This window comes from Pseudomonas trivialis, from assembly GCF_036864995.1.
GTDB classification, from domain to species: Bacteria; Pseudomonadota; Gammaproteobacteria; order Pseudomonadales; family Pseudomonadaceae; genus Aquipseudomonas; species Aquipseudomonas trivialis.
Window position 1 is genome coordinate 3,039,458 of record NZ_CP142151.1, and the last position, 23,413, is coordinate 3,062,870.

The 23,413-nt window shown below is 62.6% G+C and carries 18 protein-coding genes; 8 read left to right on the forward strand and 10 right to left on the reverse strand.

The window, feature by feature from the left end; genetic code table 11:
* Positions 1-33 precede the first annotated feature (33 nt).
* A complete protein-coding gene (gene ggt, locus VRB54_RS13030) occupies positions 34-1,758 on the reverse strand; it encodes a gamma-glutamyltransferase (RefSeq protein WP_338477524.1) in 1,725 nt (574 codons plus the stop codon).
* 167 nt (positions 1,759-1,925) lie between these two features.
* Here ggt and VRB54_RS13035 point away from each other — a divergent pair, with 167 nt between their 5' ends.
* Positions 1,926-3,065, forward strand: a complete 1,140-nt coding sequence (locus tag VRB54_RS13035; protein ID WP_338477525.1) for a MalY/PatB family protein — start codon at positions 1,926-1,928, stop codon at positions 3,063-3,065.
* Positions 3,066-3,126: 61 nt separating this feature from the next.
* Here VRB54_RS13035 and VRB54_RS13040 read toward each other — a convergent pair whose 3' ends face one another.
* Positions 3,127-3,342, reverse strand: coding sequence for a TOBE domain-containing protein (locus VRB54_RS13040; RefSeq protein WP_003173733.1), 216 nt, complete (start codon positions 3,340-3,342; stop codon positions 3,127-3,129).
* Between the two features lie 319 nt (positions 3,343-3,661).
* On the opposite strand from VRB54_RS13040, the gene VRB54_RS13045 reads away from it, so the two are divergent.
* From VRB54_RS13045 to VRB54_RS13055, 3 genes are read left to right on the forward strand one after another with little or no spacing between them, the layout of a single operon-like run.
* The gene (locus tag VRB54_RS13045; protein ID WP_338477526.1) at positions 3,662-4,633 is read left to right on the forward strand and encodes an aliphatic sulfonate ABC transporter substrate-binding protein; all 972 of its coding nucleotides are present in this window, start codon (positions 3,662-3,664) and stop codon (positions 4,631-4,633) included.
* A gap of 9 nt (positions 4,634-4,642) precedes the next feature.
* Positions 4,643-5,464, forward strand: a complete 822-nt coding sequence (locus tag VRB54_RS13050) for an ABC transporter permease (protein ID WP_338477527.1) — start codon at positions 4,643-4,645, stop codon at positions 5,462-5,464.
* The gene (locus VRB54_RS13055; protein ID WP_338481103.1) at positions 5,464-6,177 is read left to right on the forward strand and encodes an ABC transporter ATP-binding protein; all 714 of its coding nucleotides are present in this window, start codon (positions 5,464-5,466) and stop codon (positions 6,175-6,177) included. The genes VRB54_RS13050 and VRB54_RS13055 overlap by 1 nt, the downstream gene beginning before the upstream one ends.
* Here the strand turns inward: VRB54_RS13055 and VRB54_RS13060 are convergent.
* Entirely contained in the window at positions 6,174-7,088 is a 915-nt protein-coding gene (locus VRB54_RS13060) for a FecR domain-containing protein (RefSeq protein WP_338477528.1), read from the reverse strand. The genes VRB54_RS13055 and VRB54_RS13060 overlap by 4 nt on opposite strands.
* Positions 7,085-7,603 (reverse strand): sigma-70 family RNA polymerase sigma factor, encoded by a 519-nt coding sequence (locus tag VRB54_RS13065; protein WP_338477529.1) that lies wholly within the window; start codon positions 7,601-7,603, stop codon positions 7,085-7,087. The genes VRB54_RS13060 and VRB54_RS13065 overlap by 4 nt, the downstream gene beginning before the upstream one ends.
* A 186-nt stretch (positions 7,604-7,789) precedes the next feature.
* On the opposite strand from VRB54_RS13065, the gene VRB54_RS13070 reads away from it, so the two are divergent.
* A complete protein-coding gene (locus VRB54_RS13070) occupies positions 7,790-8,170 on the forward strand; it encodes a RidA family protein (RefSeq protein WP_338477530.1) in 381 nt (126 codons plus the stop codon).
* Here VRB54_RS13070 and VRB54_RS13075 read toward each other — a convergent pair.
* A complete protein-coding gene (locus VRB54_RS13075; RefSeq protein ID WP_338477531.1) occupies positions 8,158-8,784 on the reverse strand; it encodes a helix-turn-helix transcriptional regulator in 627 nt (208 codons plus the stop codon). The two genes, VRB54_RS13070 and VRB54_RS13075, sit on opposite strands and share 13 nt — an antisense overlap.
* 70 nt (positions 8,785-8,854) lie before the next feature.
* On the opposite strand from VRB54_RS13075, the gene VRB54_RS13080 reads away from it, so the two are divergent.
* On the forward strand, positions 8,855-9,958 hold the full coding sequence (locus VRB54_RS13080) for a DSD1 family PLP-dependent enzyme (protein WP_338477532.1): 1,104 nt from the start codon (positions 8,855-8,857) through the stop codon (positions 9,956-9,958).
* Positions 9,959-10,308: 350 nt separating this feature from the next.
* Here VRB54_RS13080 and VRB54_RS13085 read toward each other — a convergent pair whose 3' ends face one another.
* Positions 10,309-10,977, reverse strand: coding sequence for a GNAT family N-acetyltransferase (locus VRB54_RS13085; RefSeq protein ID WP_338477533.1), 669 nt, complete (start codon positions 10,975-10,977; stop codon positions 10,309-10,311).
* A gap of 172 nt (positions 10,978-11,149) precedes the next feature.
* On the opposite strand from VRB54_RS13085, the gene VRB54_RS13090 reads away from it, so the two are divergent.
* Both VRB54_RS13090 and VRB54_RS13095 read left to right on the forward strand, forming a co-directional pair.
* Positions 11,150-12,001, forward strand: a complete 852-nt coding sequence (locus VRB54_RS13090; RefSeq protein WP_338477535.1) for a CAP domain-containing protein — start codon at positions 11,150-11,152, stop codon at positions 11,999-12,001.
* Between the two features lie 171 nt (positions 12,002-12,172).
* Positions 12,173-14,362, forward strand: coding sequence for an ATP-binding protein (locus VRB54_RS13095; protein ID WP_338477536.1), 2,190 nt, complete (start codon positions 12,173-12,175; stop codon positions 14,360-14,362).
* A gap of 1 nt (position 14,363) precedes the next feature.
* On the opposite strand, the gene VRB54_RS13100 is transcribed toward VRB54_RS13095, so the two are convergent.
* From VRB54_RS13100 to VRB54_RS13115, 4 genes are all read right to left on the reverse strand, one after another.
* Positions 14,364-15,530 (reverse strand): diguanylate cyclase, encoded by a 1,167-nt coding sequence (locus VRB54_RS13100; RefSeq protein ID WP_338477537.1) that lies wholly within the window; start codon positions 15,528-15,530, stop codon positions 14,364-14,366.
* 52 nt (positions 15,531-15,582) lie between these two features.
* Positions 15,583-17,820 (reverse strand): 1,4-alpha-glucan branching protein GlgB, encoded by a 2,238-nt coding sequence (gene glgB / locus VRB54_RS13105; protein WP_338477538.1) that lies wholly within the window; start codon positions 17,818-17,820, stop codon positions 15,583-15,585.
* Positions 17,817-21,179 carry a maltose alpha-D-glucosyltransferase gene (gene treS / locus VRB54_RS13110; RefSeq protein WP_338477539.1) on the reverse strand — a complete coding sequence of 1,121 codons (3,363 nt, stop codon included), beginning with the start codon at positions 21,177-21,179 and terminating at the stop codon, positions 17,817-17,819. The genes glgB and treS overlap by 4 nt, the downstream gene beginning before the upstream one ends.
* A 154-nt stretch (positions 21,180-21,333) precedes the next feature.
* Complete coding sequence (locus VRB54_RS13115) at positions 21,334-23,322, reverse strand: alpha-1,4-glucan--maltose-1-phosphate maltosyltransferase (protein ID WP_338477540.1); 1,989 nt, start codon at positions 23,320-23,322, stop codon at positions 21,334-21,336.
* Between the last annotated feature and the right edge of the window lie 91 nt (positions 23,323-23,413).

The following is a 23,413-nucleotide window of genomic DNA, read 5'->3' on the forward strand; positions in this document are numbered from 1 at the left end:
GCCCCGTCAAACACGCTTGCCAAAGGGCTCCCGTCAGTAACCCAGCGACAGCCCGGTATTGCGGCGCGGGTCATTGGCGCCATAGAAGCGGTTTTTCCCCACCGGCTTGCCGTCCAGTGACGGCGCGCCCACCAGGATCGCGGCGAGGTGGTTGGCGTCCTGCGGGCCGGCAAACGTATGACCCCAGCTTTCAAGGATTTTGCGCGTGTCCGGGCTGACCGCGAAAGTCTCAAGGTTGGTGGCCGGCGGCATCCACTGCTGGTGGAAACGCGGCGCGTCCACGGCTTCCTGGATGTTCATCCTGTAGTCGATCACATTCAGGATCGTCAGCAAGGTTGCCGTGATAATGCGGCTGCCACCCGGCGTACCCACCACCATCACAGCCTTGCCGTCCCTGGTCACGATGGTCGGGCTCATCGACGACAGCGGCGCCTTGCCGGGTGCAATGGCATTCGCTTCGCCCTGCACCAGGCCGTACATGTTCGGCACGCCCACCTTGACGGTGAAGTCGTCCATTTCATCGTTGAGAATCACCCCGGTAGTGCTGGCCATCACGCCGGCCCCGAACCAGTCGTTGAGGGTGTAGGTAACGGACACCGCATTGCCCCACTGATCAACGATGGAATAGTGGGTGGTGTTATTGCCTTCGTGGGGCGACACGCCGGGCTTGATCGCCTGGGAGTCTCCGGCCTTTTGCGGCTCGATGGCGGCGCGCAGCTTGGCGGCGTAGTCCTTGTCCAGCAGGTGGGCGATGGGGTTTTTGACGAAATCCGGATCGCCCAGGTAGCTGTTGCGGTCCACGTAGGCGTGGCGCATCGCTTCGATCTGGTAGTGCAGGCCCTGGGCCGAGTGATAGCCCAGCTCGGCCATCGGGTAGCCTTCGAGGATGTTCATGATCTGGCAGATCACCACACCACCCGAGCTTGGCGGCGGCGCCGAGACCACATGGTAGCCGCGGTAATCGCACTCGATGGGCGCCAGTTCGCGAGTTTTGTAATTGTCCAGATCGGCCTGGGTGATGATGCCCTTGCCGGCCTGGCTGGAGTCCACCAGAGCCTTGGCCACCCAGCCCTTGTAGAAACCGTCGTTGCCCTTGGCGGAAATCTCCTTGAGGGTTCTGGCCAGGTCCTTCTGTACCAGCTTCTGCCCAACCTGCAGGGGTTGACCGTTGTGCAGGAAGATGCCGCGCAGGTCCTTGTCCTTTTCGAACTCGCCGGTGGCGGTGTGCAGCAGGTCGATATCACCCTGTTCCAGGGCAAAACCGTTTTCCGCCAGTTTTATCGCCGGGGCAAGCACCTGGGCGCGCTTGAGGGTGCCGTACTTGCTCAACGCCAGTTCCATGCCGGACACGGTGCCGGGCACGCCCACAGCCAGATGGCCCTTGGCACTGAGGCCGTCAATGACGTTGCCGTCCTTGTCCAGGTACATATCGGCGGTGGCCGCCAGAGGCGCTTTTTCACGAAAATCGAGGAAGGTCCTGCGCCCGTCGGCCAGTTGCACGGTCATGAAGCCGCCGCCGCCGAGGTTGCCTGCGGCCGGGTAAACCACCGCCAGCGCATAGCCGACCGCCACGGCCGCGTCCACCGCGTTGCCGCCGGCCTTGAGTACATCCACGCCCACGTGTGTGGCCAGATGCTGGGCCGTGACCACCATGCCGTTTTCACCGCCGACCGGGGCCTGGGACGCGGCCTGCACCGCGCTGACGGTGAAGACGAGGGCGGCAGCGATCAAGGTGCGGCTGAAGGGTTGGTAGTTCATCCATGGATACTCGGCTGATTGAGATGCACCAAATTAGCCCTTCCCGACGCCGATCCCCAGCGCGGTGGCGTTTTTAGTACAGAACCTGTCGGGGATAGAACCTGCGTGCTCGCGCCTGCGCTAGAATCGCCGCCATTGTTTGTCCGCCCCCTGATACGAGCCCGCCCATGAGCTTTGATTTCGATACGATCCATTCCCGCCTTGGCACCGGCAGCACCAAGTGGAACCGCTACCCGCACGACGTTTTACCGATGTGGATCGCCGACATGGACATCGCCGCACCACCGGCCGTGCTGCAGGCCCTGCACGCAAGGCTCGACCAGCAGGTGCTCGGTTACAGCGTGGCCGGCCCGGACGTGCGCGAGGCGATCATCGCCGACCTGTGGGCCAAGTATGCCTGGCGCGTCCAGCCCGAAGAGCTGCTGTTTTTGCCCGGCGTCGAACCCGGTTTCAATATGGCGCTGCACGGCTTTGTGCAACCGGGCCAGCCTGTGGTGCTGCAAACCCCCAATTATCGGCCGATCCGACTGGCGCCCGGCCATTGGAACCTGCCGCGCATCGAAGTGCCGTTCGTGCTGGTCGACGGCGAATACGTCACGCCCATGCGTGCCATGTGCGAGGCGCTGAAGGGAGCCGGCGCCTTGCTGCTGAGCAACCCGCACAACCCGATCGGCAAGGTGTTCCCCCGCGAAGAACTGCTGGCACTGTCTAATGCCTGCCTGGAAAACGGCGCGCTGATCATCTCCGATGAAATCCACGCCGAGCTATGCTTTGACGGCCGCCGCCACATTCCTACCGCCAGCCTCAGCCCCGAGATTGCCCAGCGCACCATTACCCTGATGTCGGCCAGCAAGGCCTACAACGTGGCCGGTCTGAAGACCTGTTTCGCCGTGGTGCAGAACGCCCAGGTACGTGAACACTTCAACAATTCTCGTTGCGGCATGGTCGACAGCGTCAGCCCCCTGGGCCTGGAAGCCACCCGCGCCGCCTACAGCCAATGCGGCGAGTGGCTGGACGCGCTCAAGCAATACCTGCAAGCCAACCGCGACTACCTGCTGGACGCGGTGAACACGCGCTTGCCCGGCGTCAAGATGCACGCACCACAGGGTACTTACCTGGCCTGGCTGGATTGCAGCGCCCTTGGCCTTGAAGACCCGCAGCGGTTCTTCCTGGAACAGGCCAGGGTAGGCTTGAGCGCCGGCATTGAGTTCGGCGATGACAGCCAGCAGTTCGTGCGTCTGAACTTCGGCTGCCCACGGTCAATGCTCGAAGAAGGCCTGCAGCGCATGGAACGTGCCTTGCGCTAAAACCCGTGGACCTCCGTGACCTCCGGTTGTGGTGAGCGCCTGCATCAATGGGTGCAGGCCCTCACAATTTGGCGATGGACACTTCCGTCGATTTCACGAATGCAATCACTTCGCTGCCCACCTTCAATTCCAGGTCGCGCACCGAACGGGTGGTGATCACTGACGTGACGATGCCGGACGCGGTCTGCACGTCGATTTCAGACACCACTTCCCCCAGCAGAATCTCTTTGATAACGCCCTTGAACTGGTTGCGCACGTTGATCGCTTTAATGGTCATGTCGGCTTTCCTGTTGGCTGTTGGGTCAATCCGCACGAATGCGCAGGCCTTCAAAATGCGCTACCGGCCAACAAATCAAAAGGAATATATATCTATTTATTTATTCCATATAGACATATTAAGACTGTTTGTCTGCCAACACCAGATCAACAAACTGCCATGTTTTCGCCTGCCAATGGCTGCTCCGAGCTCCCGAGAACCGCCGACCAAGCGCTTGGCACAGAGACTGCATATTCCGATAAAGCATGACAGAACATACGATTTCTACTTTCTGAATATAAGAAAAGCCTTCTCTAAACGTCTTGTCCGGAGCTGCTCGATGAAACCCCTCACCCACCGACTATTGGTCGCCTGCGCCCTCGCCCTATGCCTGCAAACGCCAGCCCATGCCGCCAACGCCGACCCTGCCCAGGTCAATCTGGATTACGCCTATTACTCACCGGTGAGCCTGGTGCTCAAGCATTTCGGCTGGTTGGAAGAGGCCCTGCCCCACAGCAAAGTCGGCTGGGTACTCAGCCAGGGCAGCAACCGCTCACTGGAATACCTCAATAGCGGCGGCGTGGACTTTGCTTCGTCGGCCAGCCTGTCAGCGGTGCTGAGCCGGGCCAATGGCAGCCCGATCAAATCGGTTTACGTCTATAGCCGTGCGCAATGGACGGCACTGGTGGTGCGCAAGGACTCACCGTTAACCCGCGTCGCGGACCTCAAGGGCAAGAAAATCGCCGCCACCAAAGGCACCGACCCTTACCTGTTCACCCTGCGCAGCCTGCAACTGGCCGGGCTGAAAAAGGACGACGTGGAGCTCGTGCACCTGCAACACCCGGACGGCCGCACCGCGCTGGAGAAAGGTGACGTGGACGCCTGGGCCGGGCTCGACCCGCACATGGCCGCCAGCGAACTCCAGGCCGGCTCGCGCCTGTTGTACCGTAACAAGGACTTCAACAGCTTTGGTGTGGTGAGCGTCACCGAGACATTTGCCAAGGAACATCCGCAGACCATCACCAAGGTGCTCGGCGCTTACGAAAAAGCCCGCGACTGGGCGGTGAAACACCCGGATGAGTTCGCCAGACTGCTCGCCGATGAATCCGGCCTCCCGCTGGAAGTGGCCAGGCTGCAACTGTCGCGCACCGACCTCGGCACACCGCAGCTAAGCAGCAAGGATGTGCAATCGTCCAAGGCGGCGGCGCCCATTCTGGTGTCCGAGGAACTGGTGCGTCGTGGCGTGAACGTGGACCAGGTGATCGATCAGTTGATTGACACCTCATTCGGCCAAACTCTGCCCAAGCCTTGAGGGGTTGCGATGACCAGCGAAACTCGAACGTTGCGCCTGCCCAAGCCCGCCGCCGTGGCGCGCAGGGCCTGGCCACGGCGACTCAAGGGACTGGCGCTGCCGGTGCTGATCCTGTTGCTTCTCGAAGCGGTTGTGCGGGTGGGTTGGCTGCCGTCCTACCAGATGCCGGCGCCCAGTGAGATCGCCCTCACCCTGACCGAACTGGCCGAAGGCGCGCTGTGGAAACACATCAGCGCCAGCCTGCTGCGCGTGTTGCTGGGCTTTGCCATTGGGGCAAGCCTGGCGCTGCTGTTTGCAGCGTGGGTAGGCCTGAGTCGCGAGGCCGAGGCTTACCTGGAGCCGACGTTTGCCGGGCTGCGTTCGATCCCGAGCCTGGCCTGGGTGCCCTTGTTGCTGCTGTGGCTGGGCATCGATGAAACCTCGAAAATCGTGCTGATCGCGATTGGCGCGTTTTTTCCGGTGTACCTCAACGGCGTCGCCGCGATCCGCGACATCGACCGCAAGCTGGTGGAGGTGGCGCACATGTACGGCTTCAGCCGATGGCGCCTGGTGCGGCGGGTGTTGCTGCCCGCCGCCCTGCCCGGCCTGTTCACCGGGTTGCGCAGCGGCTTGAGCCTGGCGTGGATGTTTCTGGTGGCGGCCGAACTGATTGCCGCGACCAAGGGTCTCGGCTACCTGCTCAGCGACGGCCGCGAGACCTCGCGACCCGATATCGTACTGGCGGCAATCATCGTGCTGGCGCTGCTGGGCAAGCTCAGCGACGGCCTGCTCGCCGCCCTGGAAAAACGCTGCCTGACCTGGCGCGATACCTTCACCGGCCAGGAGCAGTAATCATGCAGACGCTATTGGATATTCAGGTGGTGCGCAAAAGCTTTGCCGACGTCACCGTGCTGCACGATGTGCGCCTGAGCCTGCAACCGCGCGAAGCGGTGAGCCTGCTGGGCCCCAGCGGTTGCGGCAAAAGCACCTTGCTGCGCATCGTCGCCGGCCTCGAACAGGACTTCCACGGCACGCTGCACAGCCCCGAGGGTGAAGTGGCGTTTGTGTTCCAGGAGCCTCGGCTGATGCCCTGGCTGACGGTGGAGCAGAACATCGGGTTCAGTGATGACAACGGCTACGACCGCGCCTGGGTCGCGCAATTGATCGAGGAAGTCGGCCTCACGGGCTTTGCCCACGCACTGCCCAAAGCATTGTCGGGAGGCATGGCGCAGCGCGTGGCGATTGCCCGCGGGCTGTACTCGCGCCCGCAGGTGCTGTTGCTCGACGAACCCTTCAGCGCGGTGGATGCTTTCACCCGCATGAAGTTGCAGGACCTGTTACTGCAACTGGCGGCGCACCATGCCATCGCCCTGCTGCTGGTGACCCACGATGTGGACGAGGCGCTGTACCTGAGTGACCGGGTGCTGGTAATGGATAACCGACCGAGCAGCATTCGCCAGGAACTGGCGGTGCAGTTGCCACACCCCAGGGACCGCCGTGACCCGCTGCTGGCCAGGCTCAAGGCGCAGGCCCTGACCGAGTTGCAGCAGGCCCATGTGATCTAGACGGCGGTCAATGTCACCCAGAACCGCGTGCGCGCCTGCACCTCGAACCCCAGGGTTTGCGCCAGCAGATTGAGAATGCGGTCGGTGTCTTCCAGGCGGAAACTGCCGGTGACCCGCAAGGCTTCCAGGCGCGGGTCCCAGCGCAGCACGCCTGGGCGGTAACGCTCAAGCTCACGCAGGAAGTCGCCCAAGGGCTGGTTCTGCGCGGTCAGCACACCGTCGCGCCAGTCCGGCTGCGTCACATCGAACGGGGCCGTGCGCCCCAGGCCAACCGCGCTCAACGGGGCCTGCTCACCCTTGTGCAACGTCGTCATCTGCCCCTTCAGGTCACGCACCTGCACCGCGCCCTGCAGCACCGACACCCGGCAACCACTCGCCAGTTGCCGCACACACACCTCGGCCTGGCTGACCCTCAACTGCCCGTAGCGCGTCTGCACCTGCAAGGCTGACGGCCCCGGCACCTTCAACGCCAGCTCGCCCTCGACAAGGGTGAGATGCCGCCGCGCCAGGTCCACATCCACCGCCGTGGCGGTATTGAGTTGCAGGCTGGCGCCCTCGGCCAGGGGCAGGCGCCTGCGTTCGCCGGTGGCGGTATGCAGGTCGGCGCGCCAGACCTCGATGGGCAGCTGCCGGCTGATCAGCCAGGCGGTCGGCACCAGCACCGCTACCCCCAGGGCGCGCTTGAGCACGGCGCGCCGACCTGGCTGCGCACGGTCGAGGCTGGCCAGCGCCAGCGCCTGGGGCAACTCGCTGAAACGCTGACGCAGAGACTGCGCTTTCTGCCAGGTCTGTTCGTGTTGCGGATGGCTGTCACGCCATTGCTGCAACGCGGCATGATCGCCCTCGGTGGCCGCGCCCGACTCCACCAGCGCCAACCAGTGCGCCGCCGCCCGCGCGACCTCGCGACTCACACGTCCACCAGCAGGCAATGCTCATAGGCCTGGGCCATGTAGCGCTTCACCGTGCGCTCGGACACCTGCAGCCGCTCGGCGATCTCACGATAGCCCAGGCCCTCGAGCTGGCTCCACAGGAAGGCGCGACGCGCCAGCGCAGGCAGCCCGTCGAGCAACTCGTCCAGGGCCTGTAGCGTTTCCAGCAGCAGCCAGCGCTGTTCGGGCGACGGCACGCAGGCTGGCGGCAAACTGGCCAGGGCATTCAGATACGCCTGTTCGAGGCTGCGCCGCTGATGAAAGTTGACCAGCAGCCGCTTGCCGACCGTCACCAGGTACGCGCGCGGCTCCTGCATCTGCGCAATCGGCTGCGCGCTGGCCAATACCCGCAGGAACGTATCCTGGCTCAGGTCCGCAGCATCCCAGGCATTGCCCAGGCGCCGCCGCAGCCAGCCTTCCAGCCAACTGCGATGATCGCGATACAGGCTCGACAAGGTGGGTTCGGGGGCGTGCGTGGGGACAACGGCATCATTCATGGCAAACCACCTGCACGGCGCGATTGAGTCTCAAATGAGATTCATTCTATTTAATATCGTGCTGGCATACCACGATCTTTTAAACAGGCTGTTTAGAAATCGGCCTGGAAAAGTTGTCTTTACTATTTGTCTTGTTGTGGATATTTTATCCAAAAGCTGGATAACCACCTTGATCGGCGAGGCCCCATGAAGACTGTCCACACCCGTGACGCCGCTGCGCCTGCAGGTCATTATGCTCAGGCGGTGAGCCACAACGGCACGCTGTATATCTCCGGCCAATTGCCGGTCAGCCCGGACGGCGGCCATAACTTCTCGGCGTCATTTGCCGACCAGGCGCAGATTGCGCTGGGCAATCTGCTGGCCATCTTGCACGCCAGCGGCGGCACCCCGGCGGATTTGCTCAAGGTCACGGTGTATGTCACCAGCATCGCGCACTGGCCGGAGTTCGATCGCCTCTATGCTGCCGCGCTGGGCGAGCATCGCCCTGCCCGCGCGGTGGTGCCGGTGCCGGAGTTGCATCATGGTTATCTGATCGAGATCGAAGCGGTGGCGCGCTACTTGGCGTAGGTGTAGACCGCCGCGCGCGACACGCCCAGGTGCGACGCTACCGTCTCCATGGCCCGGCGAACGTCCATGCAGCCCGAGTCCTTGAGCTCCTGCATCAGCACGCGGCGATCAGCGGCCTTGAGGGCGCGGGGGGTGGTGGCCAGGCGGGCGGCGAATTGATCGATGCGCGCACGGATGACATCTGCGCCGGAGGGGTCGAGGGATTCGCCCGGTTTGTCATCGCCGACGCTGCTGAACTGTTCGAGCATGCCCTGCAAGCCGCGGAACAGCGACAGGTCGACATTCATGCACAAGGCGGCGACGTACTGGCCGCTGGTGTCCTTGATGCCGATCGAGGTGCTTTTGACCTGGCGCCCGTCGCGAAACTGGTTCTGGTAGTTGGCGATGACTTGCGGGTACTCGGGGTCTGCAATCCGCGCCAGCCCAAGCTCGGTGGCCGGGTCATCGGGCTGGCGCCCGGAGAGGTTGTTATGGATGGCCAGGATCGCGTGCTGTGGGTCGCGCAAGTCGTGCAGCACCACTTCACAGAAGGGGCTGAAGGTCTTGCTCAAGCCGTCGGCAATCTGTTCGAGCTGGCTGATCAGGTGAGTGTGTTCGATAGAGAGGTTTTTCATGCAAGACAACATATCCAGTCCTGGACAGGCCGTCAATTTGGCCGCCGTCCCCCTTTGTGGAGCTGCAACCATGGACACCCCTGCCGCGCTGCTCGATACGGTCAAACTGCAACGCAATATCCAGCGCATGCAGCAGCGCGCCGACAGCCTGGGCGTGCACCTGCGCCCCCATGTGAAAACCCATAAATGCGCGCAAGTCGTGGCCGCGCAGCTTGCCGCCGGCGCTCGCGGTATCACCGTGTCGACGCTCAAGGAAGCCGAGTACTTTTTCGAACTGGGTATCGAGGACATTCTGTACGCCGTGTGCATTGCCCCGCACAAACTGCCCCAGGCGCTGGCATTGTGGCGCCGTGGTTGCGCGCTGACGCTGATCACCGACAGCCTTGCCGGCGCCAGCGCCATCGTCGATTTCGGCAAGGAACACGGCGCGACCTTCGCGGTAATGATCGAGATCGACTGCGACGGCCACCGCTCCGGGGTCAAGCCGCAGGCCCCGCTCTTGCTGGACATTGCCGCCGTGCTCGGCGACAGGCTCGCCGGGGTCATCACCCATGCCGGGGAAAGCTACGGCCTGGACACGCCCGACGCCTTGCAGGCCATCGCCGAACAGGAGCGCGCGCGCTGCGTTGAGGCCGCCGAGCGCATTCGCGCCAGCGGCCAGCCCTGCCCCCAGGTCAGCGTCGGCTCCACGCCCACTGCGCTGTCGGCGGCGCACCTGGACGGCGTCACCGAACTGCGCGCCGGCGTTTACGCGTTTTTCGACCTGGTAATGCACAACATCGGCGTGTGCCGCCTCGACGAGCTGGCCTTGAGCGTGCTCACCACGGTCATCGGCCATCAGCCGGAAAAGGGCTGGATCATCACCGATGGCGGCTGGATGGCCATGAGCCGCGACCGTGGCACTCAATCCCAACAGCACGATTTCGGCTATGGCCAGGTATGTGATGAGCACGGCGAGCCCATCACCGGCTTACTGCTGGGCAGCGCCAACCAGGAACATGGCGTAGCGCAGTTCGCGCACAACGACCTCGACGTGGTCACCCGCTTTCCACTCGGCACACGCCTGCGCATCCTGCCCAACCACGCCTGCGCGACAGGCGCCCAGTTCGGCAGCTACAGCGCACTGCTGGAAAACGGCCAACTCCAGGACTGGCCCCGCCTGCGAGGCTGGTAGAACGACAATCCAATCAATCTGACTCGTTCTTTGTGGAAGCTGGCTTGCCTTAATGCCTGTCAGTTAAGCCCGCGCCTACATTTTTTACAGCGCTCGGCAAACCATTTCGGTCGGCTCTAAGGCCGCCGCGCTCTTGATCTTGATCTGGAAGCGCACCGTTAAACACGCTGGCCGAACGCAGACTTTGGAGCGCGGCTAACCCGGCAGGACGCCGGGTTAGCCGCGCTGGGCCAGGGATGGCCCATCGCGGCGGCCCACGCTCCGAAGCCTGCGGTTACTGCAGAAACGGATACGTACACCGAAAAATCGCCTTCGCGGGCAAGCCCGCTCCAACAATTGATCCAATCCCATCACCCCAAAAACAACCGAACCTTGCGCTCCAGCTGATCCAAATGCCGGTCCCGCTGCTTCTCCGCATCCACCATCGCCCGCTTGCCATGCTTCTGAAGCAGATACGCATGAATCTGCCGCACCTCCAGCGAGCCATAGATGGACGCCACATCCAGCACCCCCATCAACCCATCCGTGCCGTAATCGCGGGTATTCATCACCACCTGCGTTCCGCGCCCGCCCAGCACCTGAAACCCCATGGCCTCAAACACCGCAACCTTCTCAACCGCACATCCAAGCTCCGCGTGGGGATAACGCGCCAGCACCTCACCCATCATCGCGCGCCCCACGCCCTGGCGCCGCCAGCCGGCCTGCACCGCCATAAAGGCCACGCCGCAGGCCTCGGGGTCATTCTTCACCGGCAGGTACAGCAGAAAGCCGATGACCTTTTCCGGCTCGCTATCGTCGGTGGCCACGATCAACTCGACCGCAATGCCCTTCTCACCCGACAAGGCCTCCAGGTACAGATGCACCTCAAAACCGATGGCGTACTGATAGAGGTTGTAGAGCAGATTGCTCGGCGGCAGCGCAACGCTGCTGATATCGGTGAGGTTGTCCACCACCATCTGCAGAATCTGGCTGTTGACCGGCTCGGGGCACGGCGTGGTGTAGCGGGTAAGGCTGAACATGCACATTCCTGGGGCTTGACTTCAAGACTGGCGCGATTGTACCCGTAGCCGCCCGGTCAGTGCCCGCACGCCGTGCGCAAACAACCGCTGACGCAAAAAAACAAAAAAGGCGTTGCACCAGACCGGGTTACATCGCGCATCATGGGCACTTTCAAGTTCAAGGGTAACGTCCATGCGCGTTCTGTCATTGATGATGGGTCTCACGACGCTGGCCGCCAGTACGGTGTTCTGCGCCAGCGCGATGGCAAATGAAGAAAGCCAGCTGGTGCAACAGATCAACGAGTACCGCAGCCAGGTGCAGCGCTGCGGCGACCAGGGTTCCCAGGAACTGCCGCCGCTGGCCAGCGATACGCGGCTGGTGCTGCCGGCCAACAATGTCGGCGATCTGCAGCAGGCCCTGGCCCGCGCGGCCTACCCGATGGTGAATGTGCAGGCCATCAGCCTGTCCGGGCCCAGGGATGCCCAGGCGGCGATGAAGGCGGTGCGTGAGAGTTTCTGCCGGGTGGTGCTGGACCCGCAATTTGTCGATATCGGCGTGAGCAACAGTGGCCAGGACTGGCGCATCGTGCTCGCCCGTCCGCTGCTCACCAGCGGCCTGGGCGACTGGCAGACCGAAGGCCGGCAAGTGCTCAACCTGATCAACACCGCCCGCGAACAGCCGCGCCAGTGCGGCACCCAGGCATTCGCTGCCACCACGCCCCTGTCGTGGAACGACACCCTGGCCAGCGCCGCCAACAGCCATACACGCAACATGGCCAACGGCAACTTCTTCGACCACCTGGACCACGACGGGCGCACGCCTGGCGACCGCGCCGAGCTGGCCGGGTATATCGCAAAAAACATCGGCGAAAACATCGCCGCCGGCCTGGATACGCCGCGCAAGGTGGTCGACGGCTGGCTCGCCAGCCCCGGCCATTGCGCCAACCTGATGAACCCGCAGTTTCGTGAACTGGGCGCCGCCTACGCGATGGACCCGAAGAGCGATGCGGGCATTTACTGGACCGCCGTATTTGCCGCCCAGTGACCCTTGGGCGGCGGCCCAAAAAACCTGATGTTTCTCTATCCGATTGGATAGAGCATCAAAGTGCCATCTAGTAGACAATTGCGCTGAACTGGCGACGATCGTTCAGGTCTGTAATTGGCGACCTGACATTTCAGGCAATACTCGAACCGTGGCAGATAAGGTGTTGACCCGATGATGAATTGGCTGCAAGGCAGCAGCGGCATGGCTGAGCGGGTACGCCAGCATGATTGGGCCAGTACGCCGTTGGGGCCGCTTGATCAATGGCCGGACGTGCTCAAGACCACCGTCGCGCTGTGCTTTGCCTCCAGCTTCCCCCAGGCGATTATCTGGGGCCCCCGGCTGATCACGCTCTACAACGATGCGTTTGCGCCTATCCTCGGCAAAAAGCCCGAGGCCCTGGGCCGGCCGTTCAACGAGATCTGGCATGAAGTCTGGGACGATATCAGCCCCATCGCGGCCGACGCGTTCGAGGGGCATGCCACCTATATCGAAAACTTCCCCCTGGTGATTGAACGTGAAGCCGTGCCGGAGCAAGCGTACTTCACGTTCTGCTACAGCCCGATCCGCGACCCCCAGGGCCGCGTGGTCGGCATGCTCGACACCGTGACCGAAACCACCCCCACGGTATTCCTCGCCCGCCGCCTGGCGGTGCTGGATGTCATCGGCCGCAGCGTCACCGGCGCAACCGATGCCCAGACGATCATGACGGCCACTACGCAGCTGCTGGCCGAACACCTGCAGGTGTCCATCTGCGCCTATGCCGACATGGATGCCGACGAAGACGGCTTCACCATCCGCGGCGAATGGTCGGCGCAGGGCACGCCAAGTATCCTCGGCCGCTACCGCCTGGCCGACTTCGGTGAACGGGCCGTTAGCTGCCTGCGCGCCGGCCAGCCGCTGGTGATCCGCAACAACCTGGAAGAACTGCCGCCCCACGAGTCCGTCAACTTCCAGGCCTTGGGCGTGACCGCCACCATCTGCATGCCGCTGATCAAGGATGGCCGACTCACTGCGCTGATGGCCGTACACGACAGGCAGGCGCGCTTCTGGTCGACCTATGACCTGGCCCTGTTGGGCGAAGTCACCGAACGCTCATGGGCCCATATCGAGCGCGTGCGCGCCGACGTCGCCGTGCGTGAAGGCCTGGCTGCCTACACCGAACTGAACGCGACGCTGGAGCAGCGCGTGGAAGAACGCACCCTGGCGCTGGCCCAGGCCGAAGCCGCGCTGCGCCAATCGCAAAAGCTGGAGGCCATCGGCCAGTTGACCGGCGGCGTGGCCCACGACTTCAACAACCTGCTGACAATCATCCGCTCATCGGTGGATTTTCTGCGCCAGCCCGGCCTGTCGCAAGAGCGTCGCCAGCGCTACATGGGTGCGGTATCCGACACCGTGGAACGCGCCAGCAAGCTGACCAGCCAGTTACTCGCCTTTGCCCGGCGCCAACCGCTCAACCCGGAAGTCTTCGACGTGAGCCAGCGGGTGCGCAGCATCGGCGAGATGCTCGAAAGCGTCACCGGCGCACGCATTCATGTGCATGTCGAGCTGCCTGACCAGCCCTGCTACGCGCGCATCGACCCCAGCCAGTTCGAAACGGCGCTGATCAACATCGCCCTCAACGCCCGCGATGCCATGGACGGCCAGGGCACGCTGAGCCTCAAGGTCGCCTGCGATCAGCCTCTGCCGCGCATCCGCGGGGAGGCCTCATCGGGTCAGCCGCACGTCAGCCTGTCCCTGGTCGACACCGGCGCGGGTATTGCCGGCGATAACTGCGAGCGCATCTTCGAGCCCTTCTTCACCACCAAGGCGGTGGGCAAAGGCACTGGCCTGGGGCTGTCGCAGGTGTTCGGCTTTGCCAAGCAGTCGGGCGGCAATATCGATGTGGCCAGCACGCCGGGTCAAGGCACGGTGTTTACCCTGTACCTGCCGCAGGTGGAAGGCGAAGCGCCAGCGCAGCCGCCTGACGAAGAAGAGCCGCTCACACTGATTCAGAACAACGCCCTGCGCCATGTGCTGATCGTGGAAGACAACCTGGAGGTGGGCCGCTTCGCCAACCAGATCCTCCAGGACCTGGGCTACCAGACCACCTGGGCCACCGACGCTGAACAGGCGCTGGCGCTGGTAGACGCGGACGCCATGGTGTTCGACGCGATCTTCTCGGATGTGGTGATGCCGGGCATCACCGGCGTGGCCATGGCGAAGGTGCTGCGCCAGCAGCGACCGGAGTTGCCGGTGATACTCACCTCGGGTTACAGCGACGAACTGGCGGACAGCGGCTACGAAGGCTTCGAATTCCTGCCCAAGCCCTACTCCGCCGACCAGGTCGCGCGGATATTGGCCAAGGTCATGGCCCAGGAATGAGCTATTCCGCCACAGCCACCTGATTGCGACCCATGGCCTTGGCGCGGTACAGCGCCTTGTCGGCGGTATTCATCAAACCGTGCAGGTCGAGGTCCTGGGCCTGGGTCGAGGCCAGGCCCAGGCTGGCGGTAAGGCCATGCACCGGCTCGGACGCCAGCCCCGCAACCGCCTTTACCAGTTGTTCGGCGATAGCCCGAGCGGTTTCCAGTGACGTGTTGGGCAACAGCACCGCAAATTCCTCGCCGCCCAGGCGCCCGTACACATCGGCCTGGCGAAACGAGGTGCTGATCACCCCGCCGATCTGGCGCAACACCTGATCGCCGGCCTGGTGGCCGTAGGTGTCGTTGATCGCCTTGAAGTGGTCCATGTCCATCATCAGCGCACACAACGGCTGCTGCTGATGACGGCATTGCGCGTACAGCACATGGGCATGTTCAAAAAACGCGCGGCGATTCATCAGGCCGGTGAGTTCGTCGGTCTGTGCAGCTCGCGTGGAGATACTGTGCGCCCGCTCCATCTGGCGGGTCAGGCGGAAGGCTTTTTCCAGAGCGTCGGACAACTTGCGCGTGGCGCTTACCACAAAGGAGGAAAACACCAGTACGGCGACGCCCACACCCACTTGCATGGGCGATGGCTGCAGCAGCAGCCACAGTGTGCAAGGCAGCAACACCAGGCCCATGGAAACCAGCGTCATGGAGCGGTATACCGAGTAACAGGACACTGCGCTCACCGACATGCCCACGGTAAACAGCATGATCAGCACTTGTGACAGGCGGTCGTCGGGGGGCATCAGCGCAAAGGCACCCGCGCCCCACACAGCGGCCGAGAAAATGAGGGTGATCCAGTAACGGCGCTCCCAGCGCTGTGGGGTGCGCTCGCTGTTGGGGCAACGGAACCAGTCGGTGAACATCTTGACCCGCAGCAGCGACGTCAGCGCCAGTACCACCAGCCATACGAGCATGACGCGATGATCAAAACGCTCCCAGCACAGCCAGCAGAGCATGACGGCAGCCAGGTAGCTGCCGAAAATCGCGGAAAAGGATTGGCGAAAAAGCTGATGCAAACGGTCGGTTCGCACCTGCTCTTCGATGAAACCATCCTGGTCCTGCCCACGCCCTAGGCCATTCATGAAAGCTGCCCGCTCCGCCTGCCATGACAAAGGCGCCATTGTGGCACCCTGCCACTAGCGTGGACAACTGAATCCAGCACGGTAGAGCCTTTTAACTCAACTCAGGGCGCAAAATCAGTACGCCCAGCGGTGGCAGATTCAAGGACAGCGACACCGGTTGCCCGTGGCGTGGCTCATCGTGGGTGAACACGCCACCGCCGTTGCCGAAATTGGAACCTGCATAGGTGTCCGCATCGCTGTTGATCACCTCGCTCCAGCGCCCGGCGAACGGCACGCCAACGGTGTAGCCCTCACGGGGCACCGGGGTAAAGTTGGCCACCACCAGCACCGGCCTGCCGTCCTTGCTCCAGCGCAGCCAGGCAAAAACGCTGTTGATGGCGTCGTCGCCGATCAGCCACTGGAAGCCCTGCGGCGCATCGTCCTGCTCGTGCAGCGCTGGTTCCTCGCGGTACAGGCGGTTCAAGTCGCCCACCAGTTTCTGCACGCCCCGGTGTTCCGGGTACTGCAGCAGGTACCAGTCCAGTTGCTGATCGTGGTTCCACTCGCGCCACTGGCCAAACTCGCAGCCCATGAACAGCAGTTTCTTGCCCGGGTGCATCCACATGAAACTCAGATAGGCCCGCAGGTTGGCGAATTTCTGCCAGCGGTCCCCGGGCATCTTGTCGATCAGCGAATGCTTGCCATGCACCACTTCATCGTGAGAAATCGGCAAAATGAAGCGCTCGGACCAGGCATACACCAGGCCGAAACTCAGCTCATTGTGGTGATGGGCGCGGTACACCGGGTCCTGCTGGATGTAATGCAGCGAATCGTGCATCCAGCCCATGTTCCACTTGTAATTGAAGCCCAGGCCGCCCTGCTGGGTCGGCTGGCTGACGCCGGGCCAGGCCGTGGATTCTTCGGCAATCACCAGCGCGCCAGGCGCTTCGAGGGCGACCACGTCGTTCAAGTGACGCAAAAAGTCGATGGCCTCGAGGTTTTCCCGCCCGCCGTGGCGGTTGGGCACCCATTCACCGGCCTTGCGCGAGTAGTCGCGGTAGAGCATCGACGCCACCGCATCCACGCGCAGACCGTCGATGTGGAAATGCTTGAGCCAGTGCAGCGCCGAGGCCAGCATGAAGCCGTGCACTTCGGTGCGGCCCAGGTTGTAGATCAGCGTGTCCCAGTCCTGATGGAAGCCTTCCAGCGGGTTGGCGTATTCGTACAGCGCGGTGCCGTCGAATTGCGCCAGGCCATGGGTGTCGGTTGGGAAATGCGCCGGTACCCAGTCGAGAATCACACCGATATCGGCCTGATGCAGGGCGTTGACGAAGTACGCAAAGTCTTCCGGCGAGCCAAAGCGCGCGCTCGGTGCAAACTGCGACAAGGCCTGGTAGCCCCACGAACCGCCAAACGGGTGCTCCATGATTGGCATCAGTTCGATATGGGTGAAGCCCAACTCCTGCACGTAAGGAATCAACCGCTCGGCCAGTTCACGCCAGCCGTACTGGCGCGACACCTCGCCCGCCTCATCCAGCTCGCACTGCCAGGAGCCCACATGCAGCTCGTAGATCGACAGCGGCGCCGACGGTTTCTGCTTGTCCGTACGCGACTGCATCCAGTCATGGTCCTGCCAATCCACCTGCAACGGTGGCGCCACTTTGGACGCTGTGTCGGGCGGCAGCTGAGTGGCCAGGGCCATGGGATCGGCCTTGAGCGGCAGGATGCCGTGGGCGCCGAGAATCTCGTATTTGTAGGCCGCCCCCGGTTGCAGGCGCGGGATGAAGATTTCCCACACGCCCGACGGATGCCGCAGGCGCATCGGGTGGCGGCGGCCGTCCCAGATATTGAAGTCGCCCACCACCGACACGCGCCGGGCATTCGGCGCCCAGACGGCGAACCGCACGCCCTGCACGCCGTCGACGCTGGTCACCTGGGCGCCCAGGCAGCTGCCGAGGTCACGGTGATTGCCTTCGGCAAACAGGTACAGGTCCATTTCACCCAGCAGCAGCTGGCTGAAGCTGTAGGGGTCTTCGGTGATCTGCTCACCGCCGGCCCACTGGATCTTCAACAGGTAATCCTGACGCGTGGCAAAGTGCCCGATGAACAGACCCGGCACCTGGGTCGCCTCCAGGCTGCCGATCGATTCGCCGCCGTCGCGTGTCAATACCTGCACACTCAGGGCTTCGGGCAGGAACGCGCGGATGAATTGCCCGCCCTGCTCATCATCATGTGGGCCCAGAATCGAGAACGGGTCCGGGTGCTCGGCGCGCACCAGCGCTTCAACGTCTCTGGACGCCGGCATTGCAGTCAACTTGGGCTGCAGCGGTTCTTTATTGATAAAACTCATGACGTCTCCCCACCGCGTGCAGTTTTCGATATAGGTGCAAGCCCGCTCAACAATGCGTGCAAGCCTTGTAATGGCACCGCCAACCAGGTCGGGCGATTTTCCGCTTCGTAAGCCACTTCGTACGCAGCTTTCTCCAGGCTGAACAGCGTCAGTGCGGCGTCCTGGCCCTTGGCGTCCTGCCAGTCATGCGCCAGTGTAGACGCAGCGGCCTCATAGGCCTGGATAAATGCCTGTCGCGCCTCCTTGAGGTAGCGATCGGTCACACGCTTGCGCGCAAGGTCCGCTTCGGGCGAGTGATCCACCCCCTGCACGTTCAGCGCCATGGCGGCCGCGTAATCAAACGAACGCAACACACCGCTCACATCCTTGTAGGGGCTGTGCTTGCCGCGTCGCTCATGCAGCGGCCTTGCCGGCTCGCCTTCGAAGTCGATCAGGTAGGCATCGCCTTTCACCACCAGCACCTGGCCCAGGTGCAAGTCACCGTGCACGCGAATGCGCAGCCCGCCCAGGGTGGCTTTCGCCAACGCCTGGACCTGGCTGCCGATGGCTTTTTTCTGCGCCAGTAGTTCACTGACCAGCGTCTGATCGGCGGGGTTCAACTGATGTTGATTGAGCTTGAGCAATTGCAGGGCGCGCTCGATCTGCGCGCCCACGTCTTTGGCCCAGGCCTGAGTGTCTTTGGCCGAAGTGGCTTCTGGCTTGAAATCCTTATTGGCAGTGGTCGCGCCAAGCACGCCGTGCATCTCGCCCAGACGCTGGCCGAGCAGGCCGGCAAAGTCCGCCAGTTCGCCCAGGGCGTTGTAATGCTGCTCCTGCTCGGACATGGCCTCGGCCAGTTCGTCGCGGATCGCCCGCTCCAGGTTGTTCTGGGTCCAGCTCCACGCGTCACCCTGGTTGCTCAGGTAACCCTGGGCGATCATCAGCAGGTTGTCTTCGCCCTCAGCGTCCTGCCGAATCATCGACCCCATCAGCGGCGAGATATTCGGGTAGCCGGCCTCGGTGAGGTAAGCGCTCATTTCAAGCTCGGGGTGTACCCCGGCGCTGACTTTGCGGATCAGCTTGAGCACCAGGCGTTCACCCACCACCACCGAGCTGTTGGATTGCTCGGCAGAGAGGTAACGAACCGATACGTCATCGCTCAGTTGCAACGCGTCCAGGTGTGGAGTTGCTGCAAAGCGCAGGGCACCGTCGCTGCTGTCAAGCACGGTGCCTGCCTGCAGGGCCTGGATCACCGCACGAATGAAATGCTCGAGGCTGAAAGCATCGGTTACCAACCCCACCTCGCGGGTGCGCCGCACGCGGGCCAGGGCCAATTGCTGGGGCAAGGCGCTGGTGAACTGGTCTTCGCGCAGAAAACCAAACGGCAATTGGTAACGGCTGACCTGCCCGCCGCTGCTCACCTCGATTTCGCTGAGCAATACCGGATGCTCCGGGTCGCCAAACCGCACGCCGTAGGCGATGTGCACGCTGTCGATGGTCGCGTCCTTGCCGGCAAACCAGCGGCGCTTGGGCAGCCACAGCGGCAGTGAGTCGTGTTCGAGGGTGTTGCGGCAAGGTTCTTCGAGCAATTCTTCCATGCGTTTTTTCAGTACCAAAGTGGTGAAGTCGGGAATGCTCTGCGCCGGCTCGACATGCCAGCTGGGCATCTGATTCTCGGCGGCCAGTACAAACCAGTAAAAGCCGTACGGCGCCAGGGTCAGCAGGAAATTGAGCTGGCCAATCGGCGGGAACGCGTTGCCGCCGAGCATCTCCACCGGGACCATGCCGGCGAATGCCGACAGGTCCAGCTCCGCCGCCTGGGCGCTGCGTGACACATTGGCCACGCACAATATGATTTCCGTGCGCCCATCCTCGCCGGTGAACTCACGGGTATAGGCGAGGATGCGACGGTTGCTCGGCGAGAGCATCTTCAGGCTGCCGCGACCGAACGCCTTGGACTGTTTGCGCACCGCGAGCATGCGCCGCGTCCAGTTGAGCAGCGAGTGCGGGTCCTGGGCCTGGGTCTCGACGTTGACCGACTGGTAGCCGTATTGCGGGTCCATGATCGGCGGCAGCACCAGACTCGCCGGGTCGGCGCGAGAGAAGCCGCCGTTGCGGTCGATGGACCACTGCATGGGCGTACGCACGCCGTCGCGGTCGCCCAGATAGATGTTGTCACCCATGCCGATTTCATCGCCGTAATACAGGGTCGGCGTGCCGGGCATCGACAGCAGCAGGCTGTTGAGCAACTCGACACGGCGGCGGTCGCGCTCCATCAACGGCGCCAGGCGCCGCCGAATGCCCAGGTTGATACGCGCGCGGCGGTCGGCGGCGTAGTAGTTCCACAGGTAGTCGCGTTCCTTGTCGGTGACCATTTCCAGGGTCAGCTCGTCGTGGTTGCGCAGGAAAATCGCCCATTGGCAATTGGCCGGAATCTCCGGGGTCTGGCGCAAAATATCGGTGATCGGAAAGCGATCTTCCTGGGCCAGCGCCATGTACATGCGCGGCATCAGCGGGAAGTGAAAGGCCATATGGCATTCGTCGCCGTCGTCGCCCTTTTTGTCACCGCTCTTTGTGTTACCAAAATAGAGTTGCGTGTCTTCCGGCCATTGGTTGGCTTCGGCCAGCAGCATGCGGTCGGGGTAATGTGCGTCGATCTCGGCGCGGATCTGCTTGAGCACGTCGTGAGTCTCAGGCAGGTTTTCGTTGTTGGTACCGTCGCGCTCGATCAGATAAGGGATGGCGTCCAGGCGCAGGCCGTCAATGCCCATGTCCAGCCAGTAGCGCATCACGCTCAGGACGGCCTTCATCACCTGCGGGTTATCGAAATTGAGGTCCGGCTGGTGCGAATAAAAGCGGTGCCAGAAGTATTGACCGGCCACCGGGTCCCAGGTCCAGTTGGACTTTTCGGTGTCGAGGAAAATGATGCGGGTGCCGTCGTACTTCTGGTCGTCATCGGACCAGACATAGAAATCCCGCGCGGCCGAACCGGGCTTGGCCTTGCGCGCCCGCTGGAACCAGGGGTGCTGGTCGGAGGTGTGGTTGATCACAAGCTCTGTGATGACCCGCAACCCACGCTTGTGCGCCTCGGCAATGAAGCGCCGGGCGTCGGCCATGGTCCCGTAGTCGCTGTGCACGCCACGGTACTCGGCAATGTCGTAACCATCGTCGCGCCGTGGCGAGGGGTAGAACGGCAACAGCCAGATGGTGTTGACGCCCAGATCGGCGATGTAATCAAGTTTGGCGATCAGCCCGGGAAAGTCGCCGATCCCGTCATTGTTGGAGTCGAAATAGGATTTGACGTGAACCTGGTAGATCACCGCGTCCTTGTACCAGAGCGGATCCTTGATGAACGTGGCTGCCTTGGGTTTCTTCGCCATTGGAAACTCCTGAAAACTCGAAAAAACGTGCTGACGCAATCCGGTCAATGCGGGAGGGGGCTTACTCCCTATAGCGGTGGTTCAGTTGCTAAATCAGGTGACTGACACCCTGCTATCGGGAGCAAGCTCCCTCCCACCTTTGACCTCGGCAGGCTTAAGACGCGGTAATGCGCCAGATCCCAAACGGCATCTGCGGATCGAGACGGGTCCACTGGCTCTTGCCGTACCAGGTCCAGCGATGGCCGTTCATCAAGTCCTCGCCCTGGGTCTGAGCATCGTCCGGCAGGCCCATTTCCCATAGCGGCAATTCGAAGTGAGCTTCCTGGGCGTTGAACGGATCGAGGTTGACCGCCACCAGAATGAAGTTGCTGCCATCTTCGCTGCGCTTGCCGAAATACAGGATGTTGTCGTTCCAGGCGTTGTAGAGCTTGAGCCCCAGGTGTGTCTGCAGGGCCGGGTTCTGGCGGCGGATGCGGTTGAGCTGGGCGATTTCGGCAATGATGTTGCCGGGCGCGGTGAAGTCGCGGGGGCGAATCTCGTACTTCTCCGAGTCCAGGTACTCTTCTTTGCCGGGCACAGGTGCCGCTTCGCACAGTTCAAAGCCCGAATACATGCCCCACAGGCCCGAACCCATGGTGGCCAGCGCGGCGCGGATTAAAAACCCCGGGCGGCCGGACTCGTGCAGGAAGCCAGGGTTGATGTCCGGCGTGTTGACGAAGAAGTTCGGCCGGTAGCACTCACGCCACGGCGACTGGTTGAGCTGGGTGAAATACTCGCTCAACTCGGCCTTGCTGTTGCGCCAGGTGAAGTAGGTGTAGCTCTGGGAATAGCCGACCTTGCCCAGTCGCGCCATCATCGCCGGCGTGGTAAAGGCTTCCGCAAGGAAGATTACCTCGGGGTATTTGGCGCGCACATCGCTGATCAGCCATTGCCAGAATGGCAGCGGCTTGGTGTGCGGGTTGTCGACGCGAAAAGTCTTCACGCCCTCTTCCACCCAACCCACTACCACGTCGCGCAGCTCTGTCCACAAACCGGGAATGGCATCGGCGGCGTAGAAATCGACGTTGACGATGTCCTGATACTTTTTCGGCGGGTTTTCCGCGTATTTGATCGTGCCGTCCGGGCGCCAGTTGAACCAGCCCGGGTGCTGCTTGAGCCATGGGTGGTCCTGGGAGCACTGGATAGCGAAGTCCAGGGCGATTTCCAGACCATGGTCGGCGGCGGCCTTCACCAGGCGGCGGAAATCATCACGGCTGCCCAGTTGCGGGTGAATGGCCTCGTGACCGCCGTCCTCGCTGCCGATGGCATACGGGCTGCCGGGATCATCGGGGCCGGCATGCAGTGAATTGTTGGGACCTTTGCGGTGGCTGCGGCCGATGGGATGGATGGGCGGGAAATACAACACGTCGAAACCCATGTCATGGATCATCGACAAGCGAGAATGCACATCGTTGAACGTGCCATGGCGCGCCGGGTCGTCGGTGATCGAGCGGGGAAACAGCTCGTACCAGCTGGCGAACTGCGCGCGTTCACGTTCCACATCAATGGGGTAAACGGTACTGATGCTCAGGTAGGCGCGGTGATCGACCTGGGTCATCAGGTGTGCACTGTCTTCGTGCAGGAACTGCGCAACCTGCTCGGTTTCCAGCAGGCCGGAAAGTTCGTGGTGCAGCAGCATCAGGCGGTCACGCAACTCGTTGTCGCTGCGCTCGGCGGCCTGCAGCACCAGGCTGCGGCCTTCCTGCAGCTCGAGGCTGACAGGTACGCCAGCTTCGTGCTTCTTGCGCAATTCATAGCAGAAGCTGGCGAAGGTATCGATCCAGGCTTCGATACAGAACTCATGAGGGCCCTGCTCGGTGACGGTAAACGCGCCTTCCCAGCCGTTGTTGCCAACATCGGCCATCACCACGCTGTGCCAGCTTTCGTCGTGCAACGGCCGCCAGCGAATCAAAACCGCCAGCTTGTCATGGCCGTCGGCAAATACCTTGCTGGTGACATTCACACGCTGATTTACCACGGCCTTTACGGCAAATTCGCCACCGTCGATCACGGGCGTGGTGTCTTCAATGGCGATCCTGGGCAGCAACAATGCCTGGGACAGTGGTAATGCGCAGTTATCTGAAGCCAGTGTTTCAGCAGTCATCGAGCATCTTCCCCTTACGCCCTGTGGACGCTCTTTTGCTTGATCCGAATTCTGATACGGCGGCGCTCTCCCTGAGCAGGGCCGTCATAGG

Bases quoted from the DNA above. Each gene is read 5' to 3' on its own strand.
- ggt (WP_338477524.1), bottom strand. From the start codon at position 1,758: ATGAACTACCAACCCTTCAGCCGCACCTTGATCGCTGCCGCCCTCGTC.
- VRB54_RS13035 (WP_338477525.1), top strand. From the start codon at position 1,926: ATGAGCTTTGATTTCGATACGATCCATTCCCGCCTTGGCACCGGCAGC.
- VRB54_RS13040 (WP_003173733.1), bottom strand. From the start codon at position 3,342: ATGACCATTAAAGCGATCAACGTGCGCAACCAGTTCAAGGGCGTTATC.
- VRB54_RS13045 (WP_338477526.1), top strand. From the start codon at position 3,662: ATGAAACCCCTCACCCACCGACTATTGGTCGCCTGCGCCCTCGCCCTA.
- VRB54_RS13050 (WP_338477527.1), top strand. From the start codon at position 4,643: ATGACCAGCGAAACTCGAACGTTGCGCCTGCCCAAGCCCGCCGCCGTG.
- VRB54_RS13065 (WP_338477529.1), bottom strand. From the start codon at position 7,603: ATGAATGATGCCGTTGTCCCCACGCACGCCCCCGAACCCACCTTGTCG.
- VRB54_RS13070 (WP_338477530.1), top strand. From the start codon at position 7,790: ATGAAGACTGTCCACACCCGTGACGCCGCTGCGCCTGCAGGTCATTAT.
- VRB54_RS13075 (WP_338477531.1), bottom strand. From the start codon at position 8,784: ATGAAAAACCTCTCTATCGAACACACTCACCTGATCAGCCAGCTCGAA.
- VRB54_RS13080 (WP_338477532.1), top strand. From the start codon at position 8,855: ATGGACACCCCTGCCGCGCTGCTCGATACGGTCAAACTGCAACGCAAT.
- VRB54_RS13085 (WP_338477533.1), bottom strand. From the start codon at position 10,977: ATGTTCAGCCTTACCCGCTACACCACGCCGTGCCCCGAGCCGGTCAAC.
- VRB54_RS13090 (WP_338477535.1), top strand. From the start codon at position 11,150: ATGCGCGTTCTGTCATTGATGATGGGTCTCACGACGCTGGCCGCCAGT.
- VRB54_RS13095 (WP_338477536.1), top strand. From the start codon at position 12,173: ATGATGAATTGGCTGCAAGGCAGCAGCGGCATGGCTGAGCGGGTACGC.
- VRB54_RS13100 (WP_338477537.1), bottom strand. From the start codon at position 15,530: ATGGCGCCTTTGTCATGGCAGGCGGAGCGGGCAGCTTTCATGAATGGC.
- glgB (WP_338477538.1), bottom strand. From the start codon at position 17,820: ATGAGTTTTATCAATAAAGAACCGCTGCAGCCCAAGTTGACTGCAATG.
- treS (WP_338477539.1), bottom strand. From the start codon at position 21,179: ATGGCGAAGAAACCCAAGGCAGCCACGTTCATCAAGGATCCGCTCTGG.
- VRB54_RS13115 (WP_338477540.1), bottom strand. From the start codon at position 23,322: ATGACTGCTGAAACACTGGCTTCAGATAACTGCGCATTACCACTGTCC.